The 16,579-nt window shown below is 40.9% G+C and carries 13 protein-coding genes; 9 read left to right on the forward strand and 4 right to left on the reverse strand.

Annotated features, from left to right (window positions below):
* The first annotated feature begins 118 nt into the window (after positions 1-118).
* Together speA and speB are read left to right on the forward strand one after the other, a co-directional pair.
* Positions 119-2,032, forward strand: coding sequence for a biosynthetic arginine decarboxylase (speA, locus tag KZZ04_RS17550; RefSeq protein ID WP_058403353.1), 1,914 nt, complete (start codon positions 119-121; stop codon positions 2,030-2,032).
* 3 nt (positions 2,033-2,035) lie between these two features.
* Positions 2,036-2,965 (forward strand): agmatinase, encoded by a 930-nt coding sequence (speB, locus tag KZZ04_RS17555; protein WP_058403352.1) that lies wholly within the window; start codon positions 2,036-2,038, stop codon positions 2,963-2,965.
* Positions 2,966-3,008: 43 nt separating this feature from the next.
* On the opposite strand, the gene KZZ04_RS17560 is transcribed toward speB, so the two are convergent.
* From KZZ04_RS17560 to KZZ04_RS17570, 3 genes are read right to left on the reverse strand one after another with little or no spacing between them, the layout of a single operon-like run.
* Positions 3,009-3,407, reverse strand: coding sequence for a DoxX-like family protein (locus KZZ04_RS17560; protein WP_058403351.1), 399 nt, complete (start codon positions 3,405-3,407; stop codon positions 3,009-3,011).
* A complete protein-coding gene (locus KZZ04_RS17565) occupies positions 3,394-4,416 on the reverse strand; it encodes a M48 family metallopeptidase (protein ID WP_058403350.1) in 1,023 nt (340 codons plus the stop codon). Before KZZ04_RS17565 ends, KZZ04_RS17560 begins: the two co-directional genes overlap by 14 nt.
* 9 nt (positions 4,417-4,425) lie before the next feature.
* Positions 4,426-5,535: a YjgN family protein gene (locus KZZ04_RS17570; RefSeq protein ID WP_058403349.1), complete on the reverse strand. Its 1,110-nt coding sequence runs from the start codon at positions 5,533-5,535 to the stop codon at positions 4,426-4,428.
* Positions 5,536-5,707: 172 nt separating this feature from the next.
* Here KZZ04_RS17570 and KZZ04_RS17575 point away from each other — a divergent pair, with 172 nt between their 5' ends.
* The 7 genes from KZZ04_RS17575 to msrB all read left to right on the forward strand — a co-directional run bounded on the left by KZZ04_RS17575 (position 5,708) and on the right by msrB (position 14,394).
* A complete protein-coding gene (locus KZZ04_RS17575; RefSeq protein ID WP_058403348.1) occupies positions 5,708-6,439 on the forward strand; it encodes an RNA methyltransferase in 732 nt (243 codons plus the stop codon).
* Between the two features lie 67 nt (positions 6,440-6,506).
* Positions 6,507-9,911, forward strand: a complete 3,405-nt coding sequence (locus KZZ04_RS17580) for an AAA family ATPase (RefSeq protein WP_219423491.1) — start codon at positions 6,507-6,509, stop codon at positions 9,909-9,911.
* A gap of 74 nt (positions 9,912-9,985) precedes the next feature.
* Entirely contained in the window at positions 9,986-10,753 is a 768-nt protein-coding gene (zipA, locus tag KZZ04_RS17585; protein ID WP_058403346.1) for a cell division protein ZipA, read from the forward strand.
* Between the two features lie 77 nt (positions 10,754-10,830).
* Positions 10,831-12,849 carry an NAD-dependent DNA ligase LigA gene (ligA, locus tag KZZ04_RS17590; RefSeq protein WP_058403345.1) on the forward strand — a complete coding sequence of 673 codons (2,019 nt, stop codon included), beginning with the start codon at positions 10,831-10,833 and terminating at the stop codon, positions 12,847-12,849.
* A 10-nt stretch (positions 12,850-12,859) separates the two neighbouring features.
* Positions 12,860-13,381 (forward strand): DUF2919 domain-containing protein, encoded by a 522-nt coding sequence (locus tag KZZ04_RS17595; protein ID WP_138530473.1) that lies wholly within the window; start codon positions 12,860-12,862, stop codon positions 13,379-13,381.
* Positions 13,381-13,827, forward strand: a complete 447-nt coding sequence (locus tag KZZ04_RS17600; protein WP_058403343.1) for a hypothetical protein — start codon at positions 13,381-13,383, stop codon at positions 13,825-13,827. The genes KZZ04_RS17595 and KZZ04_RS17600 overlap by 1 nt, the downstream gene beginning before the upstream one ends.
* A 126-nt stretch (positions 13,828-13,953) precedes the next feature.
* A complete protein-coding gene (msrB, locus tag KZZ04_RS17605) occupies positions 13,954-14,394 on the forward strand; it encodes a peptide-methionine (R)-S-oxide reductase MsrB (RefSeq protein ID WP_058403342.1) in 441 nt (146 codons plus the stop codon).
* On the opposite strand, the gene KZZ04_RS17610 is transcribed toward msrB, so the two are convergent.
* Positions 14,391-16,028, reverse strand: a complete 1,638-nt coding sequence (locus KZZ04_RS17610; RefSeq protein WP_219423493.1) for a response regulator — start codon at positions 16,026-16,028, stop codon at positions 14,391-14,393. The two genes, msrB and KZZ04_RS17610, sit on opposite strands and share 4 nt — an antisense overlap.
* Between the last annotated feature and the right edge of the window lie 551 nt (positions 16,029-16,579).

Genomic DNA, 16,579 nt, shown 5'->3' on the forward strand with positions numbered 1-16,579 from the left:
GATAATATTAAAAATCACTCGTTACGAGTAAAAATACTTGTTGGACTTAAAAGTCTATTTTTCTTTTAATGCGCCCAATCAGCCGAACCGGCATTCATTAAATAAAAGAGAAAGATAAATGAAAGAGACAACATCACTAGAACAAGCTCGCACGAGTTACAATGTTCGTCATTGGAGCCAAGGTTTTTTTGGTATTAATGATCAAGGTGATGTGTATGTTGCGCCAAAGGCTCACGCCCCAGAGCAAACTATTGCACTGACAGATATTGCAAAACAACTAGAAGAAAAAGGCTTGAGCTTACCGGCTTTAGTGCGCTTTCCACAAATTTTACATCATCGTGTGCACAGTTTATGTGCTGCATTTAATACTGCGATTGAAAACTATGGCTACCCAAAAGACTACTTATTAGTTTACCCAATTAAAGTAAACCAACAACGCGAAGTAGTTGAAGAAATAGTAGCAAGCCAAGCCGAGTTAGAAAAAAAACAATTAGGCCTAGAAGCAGGCAGCAAACCAGAGCTTTTAACTGTTTTGGCAATGGCAGAAAAAACCAGTGCAGTGATTGTATGCAATGGCTACAAAGACAAGGAATATGTGCGCTTAGCACTTATTGGCGAAAAGCTAGGCCACAAAGTATACATAGTGCTTGAAAAGCTCTCTGAGCTCGACATGGTGCTTAGCCAAGCAAAAGCGCTAAATGTTAAACCACGTATTGGTATTCGTGTACGTTTAGCATCGCAAGGTAAAGGTAAGTGGCAAGCAAGTGGCGGCGAAAAATCTAAATTTGGTTTATCTGCGTCGCAAGTACTGCATGTGGTGAACCGTTTAAAAGAGGCCGACCAGCTTGATTTAATGCAACTTGTGCATTTTCACTTAGGCTCGCAAATGGCAAACATCCGCGATGTGCGTTTAGGTGTAAGCGAGGCCGCGCGCTTTTATTGTGAGTTACGCAAATTAGGCGCAAGTATTGAGTGCTTAGATGTAGGGGGCGGTTTAGCGATTGATTACGATGGTACACGCAGCCAATCTCATAACTCAATGAACTATAGCTTAGCAGAGTATGCAAATAATATTGTGTACACCATAGGCGATACGTGTAAGCAGTACGCGCAGCCCATGCCGACTATTATTTCTGAGTCGGGGCGTGCACTAACGGCGCACCATGCGGTACTTATATCAAACGTGATAGGCACAGAAAGCTACGTACCAGAGGAGCTAAAAGCGCCTGCAGCAGATGCACCACTTTTATTAAATAATATGTGGGCGTCATTTGTTCAGCTAACCGATTTAACTGACGACCGTGCACTGATTGAAATTTATCACGATAGCCAAGGCGACTTAGCAGAGGCGCATAACCAGTTTGCACTTGGGCTTTTAGATTTAACGCAGCGTGCGTGGGCAGAGCAAGTTAACTTACGTATTTGTTATGAGCTTAACAAACACATGGATAACAAAAACCGTTTTCATCGCCCGATTATTGACGAGTTAAATGCGCGTTTAGCTGATAAGTTTTTTGTAAACTTTTCGCTTTTTCAATCATTGCCTGATGCGTGGGGGATTGATCAAGTGTTTCCGGTATTGCCATTAAGTGGCTTAACCGAAGCACCAAAAAAACGTGCTGTATTACTTGATATAACCTGTGACTCAGACGGCGCACTTGAGCACTATGTTGATGGCCAAGGCATTGAAAGCACATTACCGGTGCCTGAGTACAGTGCTGATAAACCTTACCTAATGGGCTTTTTCTTAGTGGGAGCGTATCAAGAAATTTTAGGTGATATGCACAATTTATTTGGCGATACACACAGCGCCATTATCAATATGGATGAGCAAGGCGTTGCCAGTATTAGCGAAATAAATCAGGGTGATACCGTAGCTGATATGATGCGTTATGTACATTTAGATGTTGAGAGCTTTCAGCAGTCGTATGCGCAGTTAGTGTCTGCAAAAATAGATAAAAAAGAACAGCAAAGCGTTTTAGACGAGTTGCAAAGCGGCCTTAATGGCTACACTTATTTAGAAGAGTTATAAGCAATGTCTAGCTTGTTTGGTCATGTTGACCACTCGTTGTATTCAAACGGGATGACGTTTTTACGTCGTCCTATGGTGCAAAATATTAATGCCATTGATGCAGATGTCGTTGTATTAGGCTTACCGTTTGACTTAGCAACATCGGGCCGTCCCGGTGCTCGCTTAGGACCCGATGCTATTCGCAGAGCGTCAGTACATTTAGCCTGGGAAGACACTAAATACCCGTGGACATTTCCTTTATTTGAGCGTTTAACGGTTGCAGATGCAGGTGACTTTACTTATCCAGTCGGCGACCCAGAGTATTTTACTGCACAGCTAGAAATGGCCGCAGAGCAAATACTTCGTCAAGGAACAACGCTGTTAGGTCTTGGGGGCGATCACTTTGTAACTCTTCCGCTTCTGCGGGCACATGCAAAGATTCACGGCAAAATGGCTTTGGTTCATTTTGATGCGCACACCGATACTTACAGCAACGGTTCGCGTTTTGATCACGGCACTATGTTTTATCATGCACCCATGGAAGGGCTGATTGATGTAGAGCACAGTATACAAATTGGTATTCGTACCGACTTTGATCAATCAAAGCATGAGTTTGCAGTGATTGATGCAATGCAAGCTAACGATTTGCATGCCAATGACATTGCAGCGCAAATACGTGAGCGAGTAGGTGACTTACCCGTTTACCTAACGTTTGATATAGACTGCCTTGACCCGGCATTTGCACCAGGCACCGGCACACCTGTATGCGGTGGTTTAACATCTGATAAAGTACTTAAAGTACTGCGCGCGCTAAAAGGGATAAATATGGTGGGTATGGATGTGGTAGAGGTATCACCTTCGTACGATCAAAGTGAGCTTACCGCAATTGCGGCAGCAACCATTGCGAGCGAATTACTGCATTTGTGGACCCACAAGAACAAGTACTCACTCTAAACATGCCCCAATAATAAAAGAGGATAAAATCCTCTTTTATTATTTAGAGGTACCGATTACTTAACTGTTTAATTTCTTTTAGCCATATAAAGCTTAAGGCAATAAGTGGCACGTTGGTAGTAACTGGATTAAATGCTTCTATGAGTAAACTAGGCTGCATGACCGCAACGGCTCCTAGCAGGCCGCATAGTGCGAAAATATTTAACCAAACCAGCTGTTTATTTTTATAAAATATTATTATTAACAGCCCAAAAATAACCTCGGCAATACCCGCGCTACGCGTAATTAAATCAGACACCTGTTCAGAATAGCCTGCACTGCCAGTCATTAATTTTTCAAGAGGGGCGATATGATAAATCTTCGGGAAAAAGCCATGATACATCCAACTCAGCCCCACGATATAGCGTGCCATTTGTATATAACCGCGGTTATTTCCTAGCATTGTCTATTCGCTCCTGTGAGCTGGGGTGGCTCGATAAATATTCGAGTAAGTTATTCACCTTTTTAAGGTGTTCGTTCTCAGTGGTATGCGCACCCTGTAATGCTTCAATTGCATCGGCAAAATCGTTGCTTGAATAGCCTAAGTATTCTAATTGAGTCAATGCATAGCTGTCGGCTTCTCGTTCCATATCTCGTGAAAATCCTTGTTGAGCAAACGATGCCCCCGTACCTAAAGCGACTTCTGCAATCCCTTCTAAATCACCAAATATAACGGCAAGTACAATTGTGCTGGCGGCCGATTGTGCTGTTATGCGAACACTATGCTGGTGGACGACATGACCAATTTCGTGAAGTAACACAGCCTTTAGCGCATTGGGTTTATCGGCTAGTAAATTAGCTAATTCATCAGTAACCACAATACGGCCATGAGGGAGTGCAAACGCATTAGCCCCAAAGCTTTGGGATTTATAAAACGAAAGCCTATACACCGACTTTTCAAGTGCAAGCGCATCAAGCATGGTATTAAAATGCTGCTGCACTGTGGCTTGTTGCTCGGCAGATAACTCGGTTGGGTCTAGGGCTAATTTTTTAATTACAGCAAAACTCTGCTCACCCATTTGTTCAACAACGCTATGCGGTAGGGTATCAACACTGTACACAGCAATTGCGGGCACAACTTTGTATAGCATTAACCACATAAAAAGTGGTGTAGCTACAATTGCCGCTATAATAGCCCATTTACTTTTTTCAAGGCGCTCTAATAGGTCGTGCTTATTGGTTTTAAAAGGCCAGCGATAATTTACATCACTTGGAATGAAGCGACTGCCATCATTAAAACGCAGTTCATCAGCAAGCCCGGCCAGGCCAGACGTGAGTGATATATCGCTTATTGCATAGCTTGAAATAAGCTGATCATCGTGGCTAATTTCAACCAGGGTATCGCGAATATTAGCGACACCCGGTTGATAATTACTTGATGCTTTGGGGAAGTAATGTCCCTGTACGTGCATAGTAATCTCTTAGGTTAGCGATAAATCAATATCAAATACATTAGCCGCTTCTTCGGCAAAGGATGACTGCTGCTCTTGCGTTGTATCGATTAAGTTTAATGCGCCAGGGTATATATCAACAGTTGTGGCCTCGGCAAGCATTTTTGATGTACGAATTTGTGTCCAGGCGTAAGCAAGCCCCAATGAAAACACAATAGCTAGCATGTTCGTTAAAAGTAAAATGGCATAAGGAATAGGTTTAAGTTCAGACTTAAACGATGCAACATCTTCAAATTGGCTGTTATTAAAAATATGATTTCGAATGGCCGCTTTCCACACTGCGGTTACTATGGCAATCATCACAACATAGGCAATCATTAATCCACCAAACATAATTCCCATTTTGACTGGGTCTTGAGCCGCTTGTTGATTTTCAACATTGAGTAAATCAAGTCCAAAAAGTCCTAAAATAGCCATAAATATCACCATAGTGATAGAGCTCACTACAAAACAAATAAGCGCTGTTAAATAGTAAGTTTCACCTTTGAGCTTTACGGTTAATGGTTTATTGCCGTAACTAATATTACTGTGAATGTAATTATCTATGCGCTTTAAAACATACGGCATTAATAAATAAAGTGTAAATACACTGGCAATCGGTAACAGTATAAAGTTAACAAAGGCTTCGCCGTAATCGCCTTTGAATGCAAAGCGCACATTACGATGACGGGTCATACGCATATTAAAGCGCAGGCCTTGGTTAATAATCCACGGCATTAAAAAAATAAAAGCGATGGCAAATAAAAAGCCTATCAGTGGAAAAAAGCTGACAGCAAAGGTGTAAATTAAAAATACAATGACCGCTAAAATACGGCCTTTTAAAATTTGCATTGGAGTAGCTAAGTAGTCAAAGCTGTGGCCATCTATACGAGTGTGCCCATAAAAATAGCGCATTGTACGCACTTTTGCCCAGGCAGAATAAATGCCCAATGTTAGTACGCTTAGTAAGATATTAACTATCCAAATACCAAAAAATTCACCGCCCTTGCCACTAAATTGCACTTTGGAGCTAGATAGTGGGGTAAGTGGTTGACCGTTAGGTTCGTTTGATTGTGAAGGGGTTGGGTGTATTGATTCCATTAAAAGCCATTCCATGTTGTTTTTTTGTTAATTTACCGATTTTAAGTGCAAAACTCAATATTTATCACAGCAATAGCGCTGTTTTTTCTCACTATAAGGTGTGTTCAAACTAGGTGATACATTTTTTATAATGAACTCTGTTATACTGAGCGGATAATTTTATGGGGCTGCTATGATTTCAAAAAACCAACTCAAACTTATTCGCCAACTTGGCCAAAAAAAGTACCGAAAGCAATATAATCAATACCTTGTACAAGGCGAAAAAAACGTACTTGAGTTGTTAAATAGTTCTTTAAACGCAGTTGTTATATTTGCTACGCAGGCGTTTATAAATGCTCATCAAAGCCGTTTTCCAAACACCCACATCATTGAAGCAGACGAAGAGGCGTTGACTAAAGCGAGCACCCTTGTAAGTAATAATGCGGCTATTGCAATTGTTGATATGCCCAAAGCCGACTTACCCAATATGAATGGATTAATATTGGCGCTTGATGGCGTGTCTGATCCAGGCAATTTAGGCACTATTATCAGAGTTGCTGATTGGTATGGGATTAAACATATTGTTACTAGCACAGACAGCGCAGATGCCTATAACCCAAAAACAATTAGTGCCACTATGGGGTCGTTTGTAAGAGTATCTGTAAGCCAAGTTGAATTACCTGAATATTTACAGACTTTAAATTTGCCAATATATGGCGCATTTTTAGATGGTGAAAGTGTGCATAAAACACAATTCAGTGGTGAGGGTGTTTTGCTAATGGGCAGTGAATCGCATGGGATACGCGAAGCCTGTGCAGGTTTAGTGACCGATAAAATAACAATTCCTGCATTTGGCGAGGCCGAGTCGCTCAATGTTGCCATGGCAACAGGGATTATTTTAGATAATTTTAAGCGACAAGCTTAACAAACGCGTGTTTTTTAAGTTAAATTGCCCATGAATAACAACAATAATAAATTGGTAAAACAACAAGATGCGCTTAAGCACTATTAAATTAGCGGGCTTTAAATCGTTTGTAGAGCCCACTAAAATACCGTTTCCAGATCAAATGACCTGCGTTGTTGGGCCAAACGGCTGTGGCAAATCTAACGTTATTGATGCAGTGCGGTGGGTGCTAGGCGAAAGCTCAGCTAAAAACTTGCGTGGCGATGCCATGACTGATGTTATCTTTAATGGGTCAACTAACCGTAAAGCCATTTCGCAAGCTTCAGTAGAGCTAATTTTTGATAACTCGTTAGGCGAGCAAGAATTAAAAAACACCTTTGCCGATAGAAACCAAATAGCGATTAAGCGTTTAGTAACACGTGATGGTCAATCGTTGTACTTTTTAAATGGCAGTAAATGCCGCAAGCGTGACATAACTGATATATTTTTGGGCACTGGGCTTGGTCCTCGCAGTTATGCGATTATTGAGCAAGGGATGATATCGCGCTTAATTGAAAGTAAACCTCAAGAGCTGCGCGTATTTTTAGAAGAAGCCGCAGGCGTATCTAAATACAAAGAGCGCCGCCGCGAAACGCAAACGCGGATCAAAAGTACCCGCGAAAATTTAGAACGTTTATTAGATGTTCGTAAAGAGCTGCAAAGTCAACTCGATAAATTGGCAGTTCAATCACTTGACGCTAAAAAATACCGTGAACTTAAAGCAACAGAGCGCACATTAAAAAGTCAAATAGCTGTTTTAAAATGGCAAAAACTTCATCAGCAACAAATAGACAAAAGCGAGCAAATAAAAAAGCTTGATGAGCAAATTAGCTTTTTTAAAACGGCCCACTCAGGGCACGATGATGTGCTTGCAACACTTGAAGGCGAAGTACAAGCTCAGCAAGATAAATTAAGTGATGCGCAGCACCAGCAACATATTACTCATACCGAGTTAACTCGAGCCGAACAGCAAAAAATCAGTATTAAACAACAAATACAATCACTTAAACAAAGCTTAATAAAATTACAGCAACGTCAAACATACAGCCTTGATCAAAAAGCGCAACAGCAGCATATATGCGAAGAACTTGATGAAGCACTGCAAGCGGCAATAGAAAGCAGTGTAATGTGCGAAGAGCAAGTGGATGAACTGTCATTTGAACTTGAGGGACTACAGACCGCTAAGCAGCAGAGTTATTCGCATTGGCAAACACTCAACGAACAACAGCAGCAATTTAATACTCAGGTGCAGTCGCAAAGTAGTGAAATAAAGCACACGCAACAGCAAATAAACCATGTCAATGAGCAACTCAGCCAGTTAAATTCGCAGCTTGATGAACTAAAAAATAATAATATAGAACAGCAGCTGGTCGAGCAACAACGCCAGCGCCAAACACTTACTGAGGAGCTTGCAAAAAATCAAAGTGCGCTTTCCCAATGTGAAGTTACACTGACCCAACAAAATAAGCAGGTTAATAAAACTCAAGACAATCATAAAGCACTGGCACAGAAAGAAAATGAACTAAACGCCCGTATTGCGGGGCTTAAAAGTGCATTGGGGTTAGATGAAGAGGTCACTGATTTAGCAGGACTCTTAAGTCAACTAATAGTGCAAGATGGTTTTGAGCCATTAATAGAGCAAGCACTTAAGTCGCTTACACATTTAAGTGTAACAGAGCAGCCATCACCTAATAGCGTATGGCCAAGCGGTCAGTCTTTACTTAAGCCAAGCCTGGCTGATTATATTACCGCTGGCGTATACCCAGATTTACTCACACGAATTGTTTACAGTGAACACGCCGATTTAACGGTGTTAAACGATGACTATTACATTGCGGTGATGGATAAAAATGGCGCGTTGCATGGCCGTAATTGGCACGTAAACGCGGATAGCAACACAAACAACTCATTGCTAATTAAACATAAGCAACTTCACGAGTACACCCATGAGATCACACAGACTAAAAGTGAACTTGAAAAGGTAACAAGCGAACTTGAACAATACATTGCACTACAAGCAGAGCTTAATACCGAGCAAAAAGCGCTTAAAGAGGTTATTCATCAGCTTGCCCAACAGATTGCTATTTCACGTACCCGAAGCGATATGCTCACAGAGCAGGTCACTCAATATCAACACCAGCTATTAAAAATAAAAACTCAAGAGCAAACGATAAGTGCGTCACTTTTGCACCTTAATAAGCAGCTTGAAGAACAAACAGAGCAATATGAACTATTTGCTGAGCAGCAATTTAATTTAATAGATGAAACTGAGGCTGCTAATGATGAGCGCATGCAAAGCGATAAAAACTATAGCCAAGCACTCAGTGCGCTAGAGCAATACAAAACGCAGGCTCATCAGGCAAGTTTAAGACAGCAAAAAGCACGCAGTGAGTGGCAATTAAGCCAAACAAAACTAAGCCATGCAGAGCAAGCCTATAATGAGGCAAAACAAGGAGCTGAAGAATTAGTTTTGGAAATTGAGACGCTACTTATTCCAGAAGAAACACTCAGTGAATCAATTTTAACGTTATTAGAAACGCATCAACATGGCGAGCAATTACTAGCGCAATTACAAAACGATTTATCACAAGCCAAAGACGCCTTGAATACAAAGCAAGCTAGTCTTAAAAATTCTCAGGGTGAGCTGCAAGGACTTCAAGAACAACATCAAAGATTAACACTTGAAGAGCAGAGCTTATTAATAAAGGCGCAAGCTTCACTTGAGCCATTAGATGAGCTTAAACAAAGCCTAAAAGCAGTACTTGAAACATTACCTGACGACTTAACTTTCAATGCAGCGCAAAACCAATTAACAGGTATTACAAATCAGCTAGACAGGCTTGGTGCGGTTAACTTAGCAGCTATAGAAGAGTTTGACGTTGCAAAACAGCGAAGTGATTATTTAGATAACCAGTTAGAGGATTTAACTAAAGCGTTAAATACCCTTGAAGGTGCTATTCGAAAAATTGACACCGAGACAAAAACACGCTTTAAAGCCACGTTTGATCAAGTAAACGAAGATTTTGCGCTGCTGTTTCCTAAAGTTTTTGGCGGCGGTAGTGCGTATTTGGAATTAACCAGTGACGATTTACTTGAAAGTGGTGTTAGTATAATGGCACGGCCGCCAGGTAAGAAAAATTCAACCATTCACTTGTTAAGTGGTGGAGAAAAAGCGCTGACGGCATTATCATTAGTGTTTTCTATATTCAGGCTAAATCCAGCGCCATTTTGTATGCTGGATGAAGTTGACGCGCCATTAGATGACGCAAACGTTGTACGCTTTTGCCGTTTGGTAGAAGAAATGTCACAATCAGTGCAATTTATTTATATAAGCCATAACAAAATTGCAATGGAGATGGCGGGTCGTTTAACCGGTGTTACCATGGCAGAGCCGGGGGTATCACGAATGGTTGCTGTAGATATTGAACAAGCGGTGCAACTTGCACACGCATAAATTTTTATAACACGTGTATTAGTTTTTTATTACTATACAGAGTTTAGGCATAACAAATAATAAAAGGTGAGGGGATGGCCGAACAATTAAGATGGGTTTTAATCATTATCAGTGTGATTGTCATTGGTGGCTTATTAGTCCATGGTTTATGGTCTGTAAGAAAAAAAGACAGCCCAGATACGTCTGTTAAAGAACGGGTTGAACCACTCCAAGAAAGCCCCGCAGCTTCATCTCATTCGTATAGTCAAAAAACTGAGCAAAAAGAACCGGTTATTAGTGAGCGTGACGAGCCACAGTTAGGGGAACTTAACTTTGATGCTAATGAGCCTCAAATAGAGTCTAGCGTGCCAGAGGTGCCTATTGAGGACGATCTAAGTGTTGTTGATGATTTAGAGTCGGTTGAGCAAACTGATCAACAACCACAAGAGCCAGTACCGGATTTTGTTATTGTACATATACAAATGCCTGAAGGGTTAACTATGCAAGGCAGCAAGTTATTACCCGCTGTAAATACGCTCGGTTTTAAATACTCAGAGGAAGGCTTTTTTAACCGTCATTTAGACCCTGCTGGCCAAGGGCCTGTGCTGTTTAGATTGGTTAATATGTACAACCCAGGGACGTTCGATATAGATAATATGGAACAGTTTAGCACCGCTGGGGTCAGCTTATTCATGACCTTACCGTGTGACGGCGACGGGTTAGCAGCGTTTAATATGTTGCACAGTGCGGCTAAAAAAATAGCCGACGAATTCGGCGCGCATATATTAGACGCAGAGCGCGAAGAAATGAGTGTTGAGCGTGTAAGACAGTATGTTGAGCAGGTTCGTGCTTTTTCAGCGTAACAATTTGTAATATATAATTTTTATAAGCCACTGGGCGATATCGTCAAAGTGGCTTTTTTATGTTTTTTGAGGTTTAAATGTCTAGCAGCATTAGTGAGCAAATTAATCATCTTCGTACCCTATTAGAGCAGCACAATTACAATTATTATGTGCTTGATACCCCAAGCATTCCAGATGCTGAATACGATAGGCTATTACGCGAACTCAGTGCGCTTGAAACACAAAACCCTGAATTTTTATCTGCCGATTCACCGACTCAAAAAGTAGGTGGCGCAGCGCTTAGCAAGTTTGAGCAAGTCGCCCACCAAGTGCCCATGCTATCGCTCGATAATGCGTTTAGCGAAGACGAATTTACAGGCTTTAATCGCCGAATCAAAGAGCGCTTAATGAGCACCGATGAGCTTACTTTTTGCTGTGAGCCCAAGTTAGATGGCTTGGCTGTGTCGATCATTTATCGTGATGGGGTGTTGGTACAAGCTGCAACGCGGGGTGATGGCTTTACTGGTGAGAATATCACTCAAAATGTAAAAACAATTCGTAACGTGCCTCTTAAATTACGTGGAGACTTCCCGAAAGAGCTTGAAGTGCGTGGCGAGGTATTCATGGATAGCGCAGGGTTTGAAAAGCTCAATAGTGAAGCGCAAAAGCGTGGCGAAAAAGTATTTGTAAACCCACGTAATGCAGCCGCAGGTAGCTTGCGTCAACTAGACTCTAAAATCACCGCCAAACGCCCACTGATGTTTTATGCATACAGCACTGGTTTGGTTGCCGATGGCTCAATTCCTGATGATCATTTTCAGCAATTAGAAAAGCTAACTGATTGGGGTTTACCCCTTTGCCCAGAAACAAAGCTGGTGGAAGGGCCACAAGCTGCTTTAGATTACTATGGTGATATTTTAACGCGTCGTAGTGAGCTTAAATATGAAATTGATGGCGTGGTAATAAAAGTTAATAATAAAGCCTTACAAGAGCGTTTGGGCTTTGTGGCGCGTGCGCCTCGTTGGGCTATTGCTTATAAGTTTCCGGCGCAAGAAGAAGTTACTCAACTACTTGATGTAGAGTTTCAAGTTGGGCGCACGGGTGCAATTACGCCTGTTGCTCGTTTAGAGCCTGTATTTGTAGGCGGTGTAACGGTGTCTAATGCAACGCTTCACAACGGTGATGAAATTGCTCGCTTAGGTGTTAAAGTTGGTGATACGGTGATTATTCGCCGTGCTGGCGATGTAATTCCGCAAATAACGCAGGTAGTGCTCGATCGCAGACCCGCAGATGCAAGAGATATTGTGTTTCCATCAGCTTGCCCAATTTGTGATTCCCATGTAGAAAAAGTCGAAGGTGAAGCTGTAGCTCGTTGTACTGGCGGTTTAGTGTGCCCGGCACAGCGTAAGCAAGCTATAAAGCATTTTGCATCTCGCAAAGCATTAGATATTGATGGCCTTGGCGATAAAATTGTTGATCAATTAGTGGACCGTGAGCTTATAAAAACACCCGCTGATTTATTTATACTAAAACAAGGCCATTTTGAATCACTCGAACGCATGGGGCCAAAATCGGCTAAAAATTTAGTCACTGCTTTAAACGAAGCAAAAGCCACCACGCTTGCTAAATTTTTATATTCATTGGGTATACGAGAGGCAGGTGAGGCAACGGCACAAAATTTAGCAAATCACTTTTTAACGCTTGAGAATATTATTAGTGCCAGTGTCGATAGCCTGACACAAGTAAGCGATGTAGGTGATATTGTGGCATCGCATGTGCGAGGTTTTTTTGACGAAGAGCACAATTTAGCGGTCGTCAATGCGCTTATTGAGCAAGGCATACATTGGCCTGCGCTGAGTGCACCATCGAAGGATGACCAACCGCTAGCAGGGCTTACTTATGTACTTACAGGTACGCTTAACACACTTAATCGCAATGATGCAAAAGCGCGCTTACAACAGCTAGGTGCGAAGGTGTCAGGCAGTGTATCTGCTAAAACCGATGCCTTAGTAGCGGGTGAAAAAGCGGGCTCTAAACTCACAAAAGCTCAAGATTTAGGAATAGATGTCCTGACAGAGGATGATTTAATCGAGCTGCTTAAAAAGCATAACGGCTAGGGAAGTAGTAATGAGCCGATACGGACCCCAATACTGGGATAAATACGGGAGTTATCGTACGCCTGTTGCGTTTCACTTAAGTGTAGTGGTGTTGCTGCGTGCTTATTTTATTTGGGTTATTGCTGCACTAAGCCGCCGACCAGAGCTTGACTTAATGTCGTTATTTTTTAGATCTAAAAGCGACTTTTTTATTGCCATTGCTATTGGCAGTATTGCGATAATTCCTACATTGTTTTTTTGTTTGCGCCGTCCACGTGATTCACATAAAGCCACTGACCGGTTGGCAAGTATTTGGCGGCATATGCGCTGGCCATTAATTGTTTGTGCGCTGATAGATTTAACATGGTTAATAGTACAAGCGGCAAATAGCCATTATCGGTTTTCGCTTTTTTTAGCAGTGCAAATGGTTATTGTGTTTTGGGTGCTTTGGTATTTAGTTAAAAGTCGGTATTTAACTGTGTTTTTTAAAGATTGGCCTGAGCCAACAGAAAAAGCATCAGATGAAAAAAAACAGCTTAAAAAGGATTCATAGTGGACGCAGTAAACAAAAAAATAGCATTAATAATTGCAATTATTGGTTTTGTGCTTGTTGGTTTAATGCTTGCCTATGAGTTATCAGACGTTATGTGGTTTAAAGTGCTGATAGGTGTATGGGTGTTTGTGTTTTGTTCTAGCATGTATAGGCTTACTCCATTATTTAAAGCACGAAACCGCTTAGAGCATTTTGTTCAACGCGATGCGCAGCACTTATTAGTGTTTAGCTTAATGGGCTTTTTTGATAAAAAACATGGTCCTAATTGGCTGGTTATACAAAGTATTGAGCGCGTAGTAAGCAAAGATGATGAGCTTATTATTTGTAGCAATAATGATCGGCAACTAAGCGTTAGCTTACCAGTTAAAAAAGCGGAGTTAGAGGCGTTCATGCAGCGGATTTTTACTACTGCGGAAAAGCAAACGATTACCTTTGAGCAAGCTTGATCGAGGCATCATTTCACCACGTAATAAAGGTGTAGTTATATAACTTGATCTTTGATTTATAAACGTTAATTATCCAGAGCTCAGATTATTTACCCTATTCGTAATACAGGTTTTCATGAGGTTACTATGTTGAAATGGAACGATGTGATTAATTTTGCCAAAAATGGCAATCCGACACCCAGTAAAAAAGTCACTAAAACAGATGAACAATGGCGTAAACAATTATCAGAAAACGAATACTATGTAACGCGTATGAAAGGAACAGAGCGCCCTGATATGTCTGGTAGTTGTACATTGTTAGAGCCCGGTAAATATGTGTGTGTGTGTTGTGATAATTTATTGTTTGATGCTGACGAAAAGTTTGAAAGCGGAACTGGCTGGCCTTCATTTACTCAGCCGGCAAGTATAGAAGCAATTGGCTATGTACGTGATGTTAGCCATGGCATGGAGCGTGTTGAGGTTGTATGCAATGTGTGTGATGCGCATTTAGGGCATATATTTCCAGATGGCCCATTACCAACGGGCCTTAGATACTGCGTTAATGGCGCTGCAATGAAAAAGCTTTAGTCTTTGAGGTTTAGCTTCATCTCTTTTGCTTGATTCATAATTTTATCTAAACGCTGCGCTTGATCGGCAGGCAAATCGGATTTGTCTAATAAGGTGTAGCACTTTTTAGCAAGCCCGATATTCAATGAACTGCCACTTTGTTTGGTTGAATCAAATAAGCATTGTAATAAATTAAGTGCAATGCTTTGATTCCGTGGCATCACTCTGAACGCATGTGTGAATGCTTCTAGTGCTGTATTCAATTGGCCTTTGTTAAACTGGGTCACAGCATGGTTATTAAGTTCTTTTGGCCCCATTTTAATATCACGTCGTTCACTTTGCTGTTGCTGTATATAACGTAAATAGGTGGGTTCGCTCGTAGTCGGGTGTCTTTCACAATGATTAATTATTTGCGTGAATAACATTTGTGCTTTTTGATGAAACCCTAGCTCATGAAAGGCTTTTGCTTTATCAAGTGCGCCATCGACTGAACGGATTATTGAGTCGTCATCTTCCAATTGCTCAATGAGCTTCTTAGCTTTTTGATGTTCATCTTTTAAATAATGAAGCCGCGCATTAAGCACATCAATTTGCGATTGATTAGTGCTGTTAGGAAATTGGGTTTTTAAATCGTTTATATATTTATTTGTTTGCCTAGAAATGCGCTGCACCTGATCGGTTTGATCTGTCGTTAATGCAAAGTCAATTCCTGCTCGAGCCGCATTTAAGTAAATATCGGGATGATCGTAAATAGAGTGCTTAGCAAAGTTTGCTATATCTTTTTGTGTTAGGTAATTTTTTTCGTAGTCGTGATTAATTAACGAGACCGTGCTTAGCGATTTTTGACGCGATATATTTCGTGGCGCAATTGTGGCTGCTTGGCTCAAAAAGTCTTGGGCCAATTCAAATTGATTCAGTTTAATTTCTAACCGGCCAAGTAAGTCTAATGCAACAAGACGGGTTTCTTGACGTCCTAGCATGGTTTTTAACATGCGTTGCGCCAAAATATGCTCGTTATTGGCTATAAGCGCTTCTACTAGCCCCACTTTAGCCCAGGCGAATTTTTGAATATCGAGCACAGATTTAAAAAAGTCTTTGGCCTCTTGGTCGCGTTTTAACCGAAGAAGAGCATCACCTTTCAGACGAAGTAGAATAGGGCTGTAATTATTGTCTTTTCTTTCAAGTGCCGCATTAATATATTTTATGGCTTTTGAGTCGTTACCATCATCGATGAGCGTGTATACGGTTTGAAGATCGTGTTTACGCTTTAATATACGTTCAATTCGGGTCTTTAGTTCTTGCGCTGTAAAAGGCTTAACCAAAAAGTCATCGGGTTGAAGCTCAAGTACACTGTGTACTAATGAACCACTTGTTTCAGCTGAAATAAAGATAAAGCCAGTAGAGTTTTTTATGAGTTGTTTAACTCTTAGCTCTTCGTATAACTGGTAACCGTCTTGGTGTTTATTTAAGTTGAAGGAACACACAATTAAATCGAACGATTCACTTAAACATTGCTCTTTTGCTGAATTGGCATGATCAGCAAAGCTCAACTGCCGAAAGCCAAGTCTTTCTAACGATTGTTTCATATAGCTTTGAGCAAGTGGCTGCTCTTCGACTATTAGTATTTTGGCTTTTGAAAATATCTTAGTTGGCATTGGCTTAAGCGTTATCACTTTTAACACAGACTATAATCAACAGATTAGCTGCTTACAAGGGAATTTAAATGTTAGCTGTATTTATTAGGTAATTAGGTTTAACTAATACGTTTATATGGTCATAAAGTGTCATTTTTATTCAGTGCTGTAATGGCGGGTTATATTCTCATTTGAATAGGTATTAAATATTAGGCTGTGGTGATTAAATTATTATGCCTAAAGGGCAGTGATGCTCTTTTTTCTGATAACTAAGTTAATTATGCAAATAGGCATATATAAAAAAGTAAAAAATAATTCAGAGCAGATATTAAAGAGGTAGTTATATGTGGTGGGTGATACTGGATTTGAACCAGCGCTCTCGCCATTCTTTGTAAAGAAGGATGATGCTCTTTTTCTTATAACTTAGTTAATTATACAGATATGCATTTTTAAAAAAATAGAGGAAGTAATTTAAAATAGACACTAAAGAGGTAGTTATATGTGGTGGGTGATACTGGACTTGAACCAGTGACCCTCGCCTTGTAAGGGCGATGCTCTCCCAACTGAGCTAA

Origin of the sequence: Pseudoalteromonas sp. CR1 (assembly GCF_019392235.1) — a bacterium.
GTDB lineage: Bacteria > Pseudomonadota > Gammaproteobacteria > Enterobacterales > Alteromonadaceae > Pseudoalteromonas.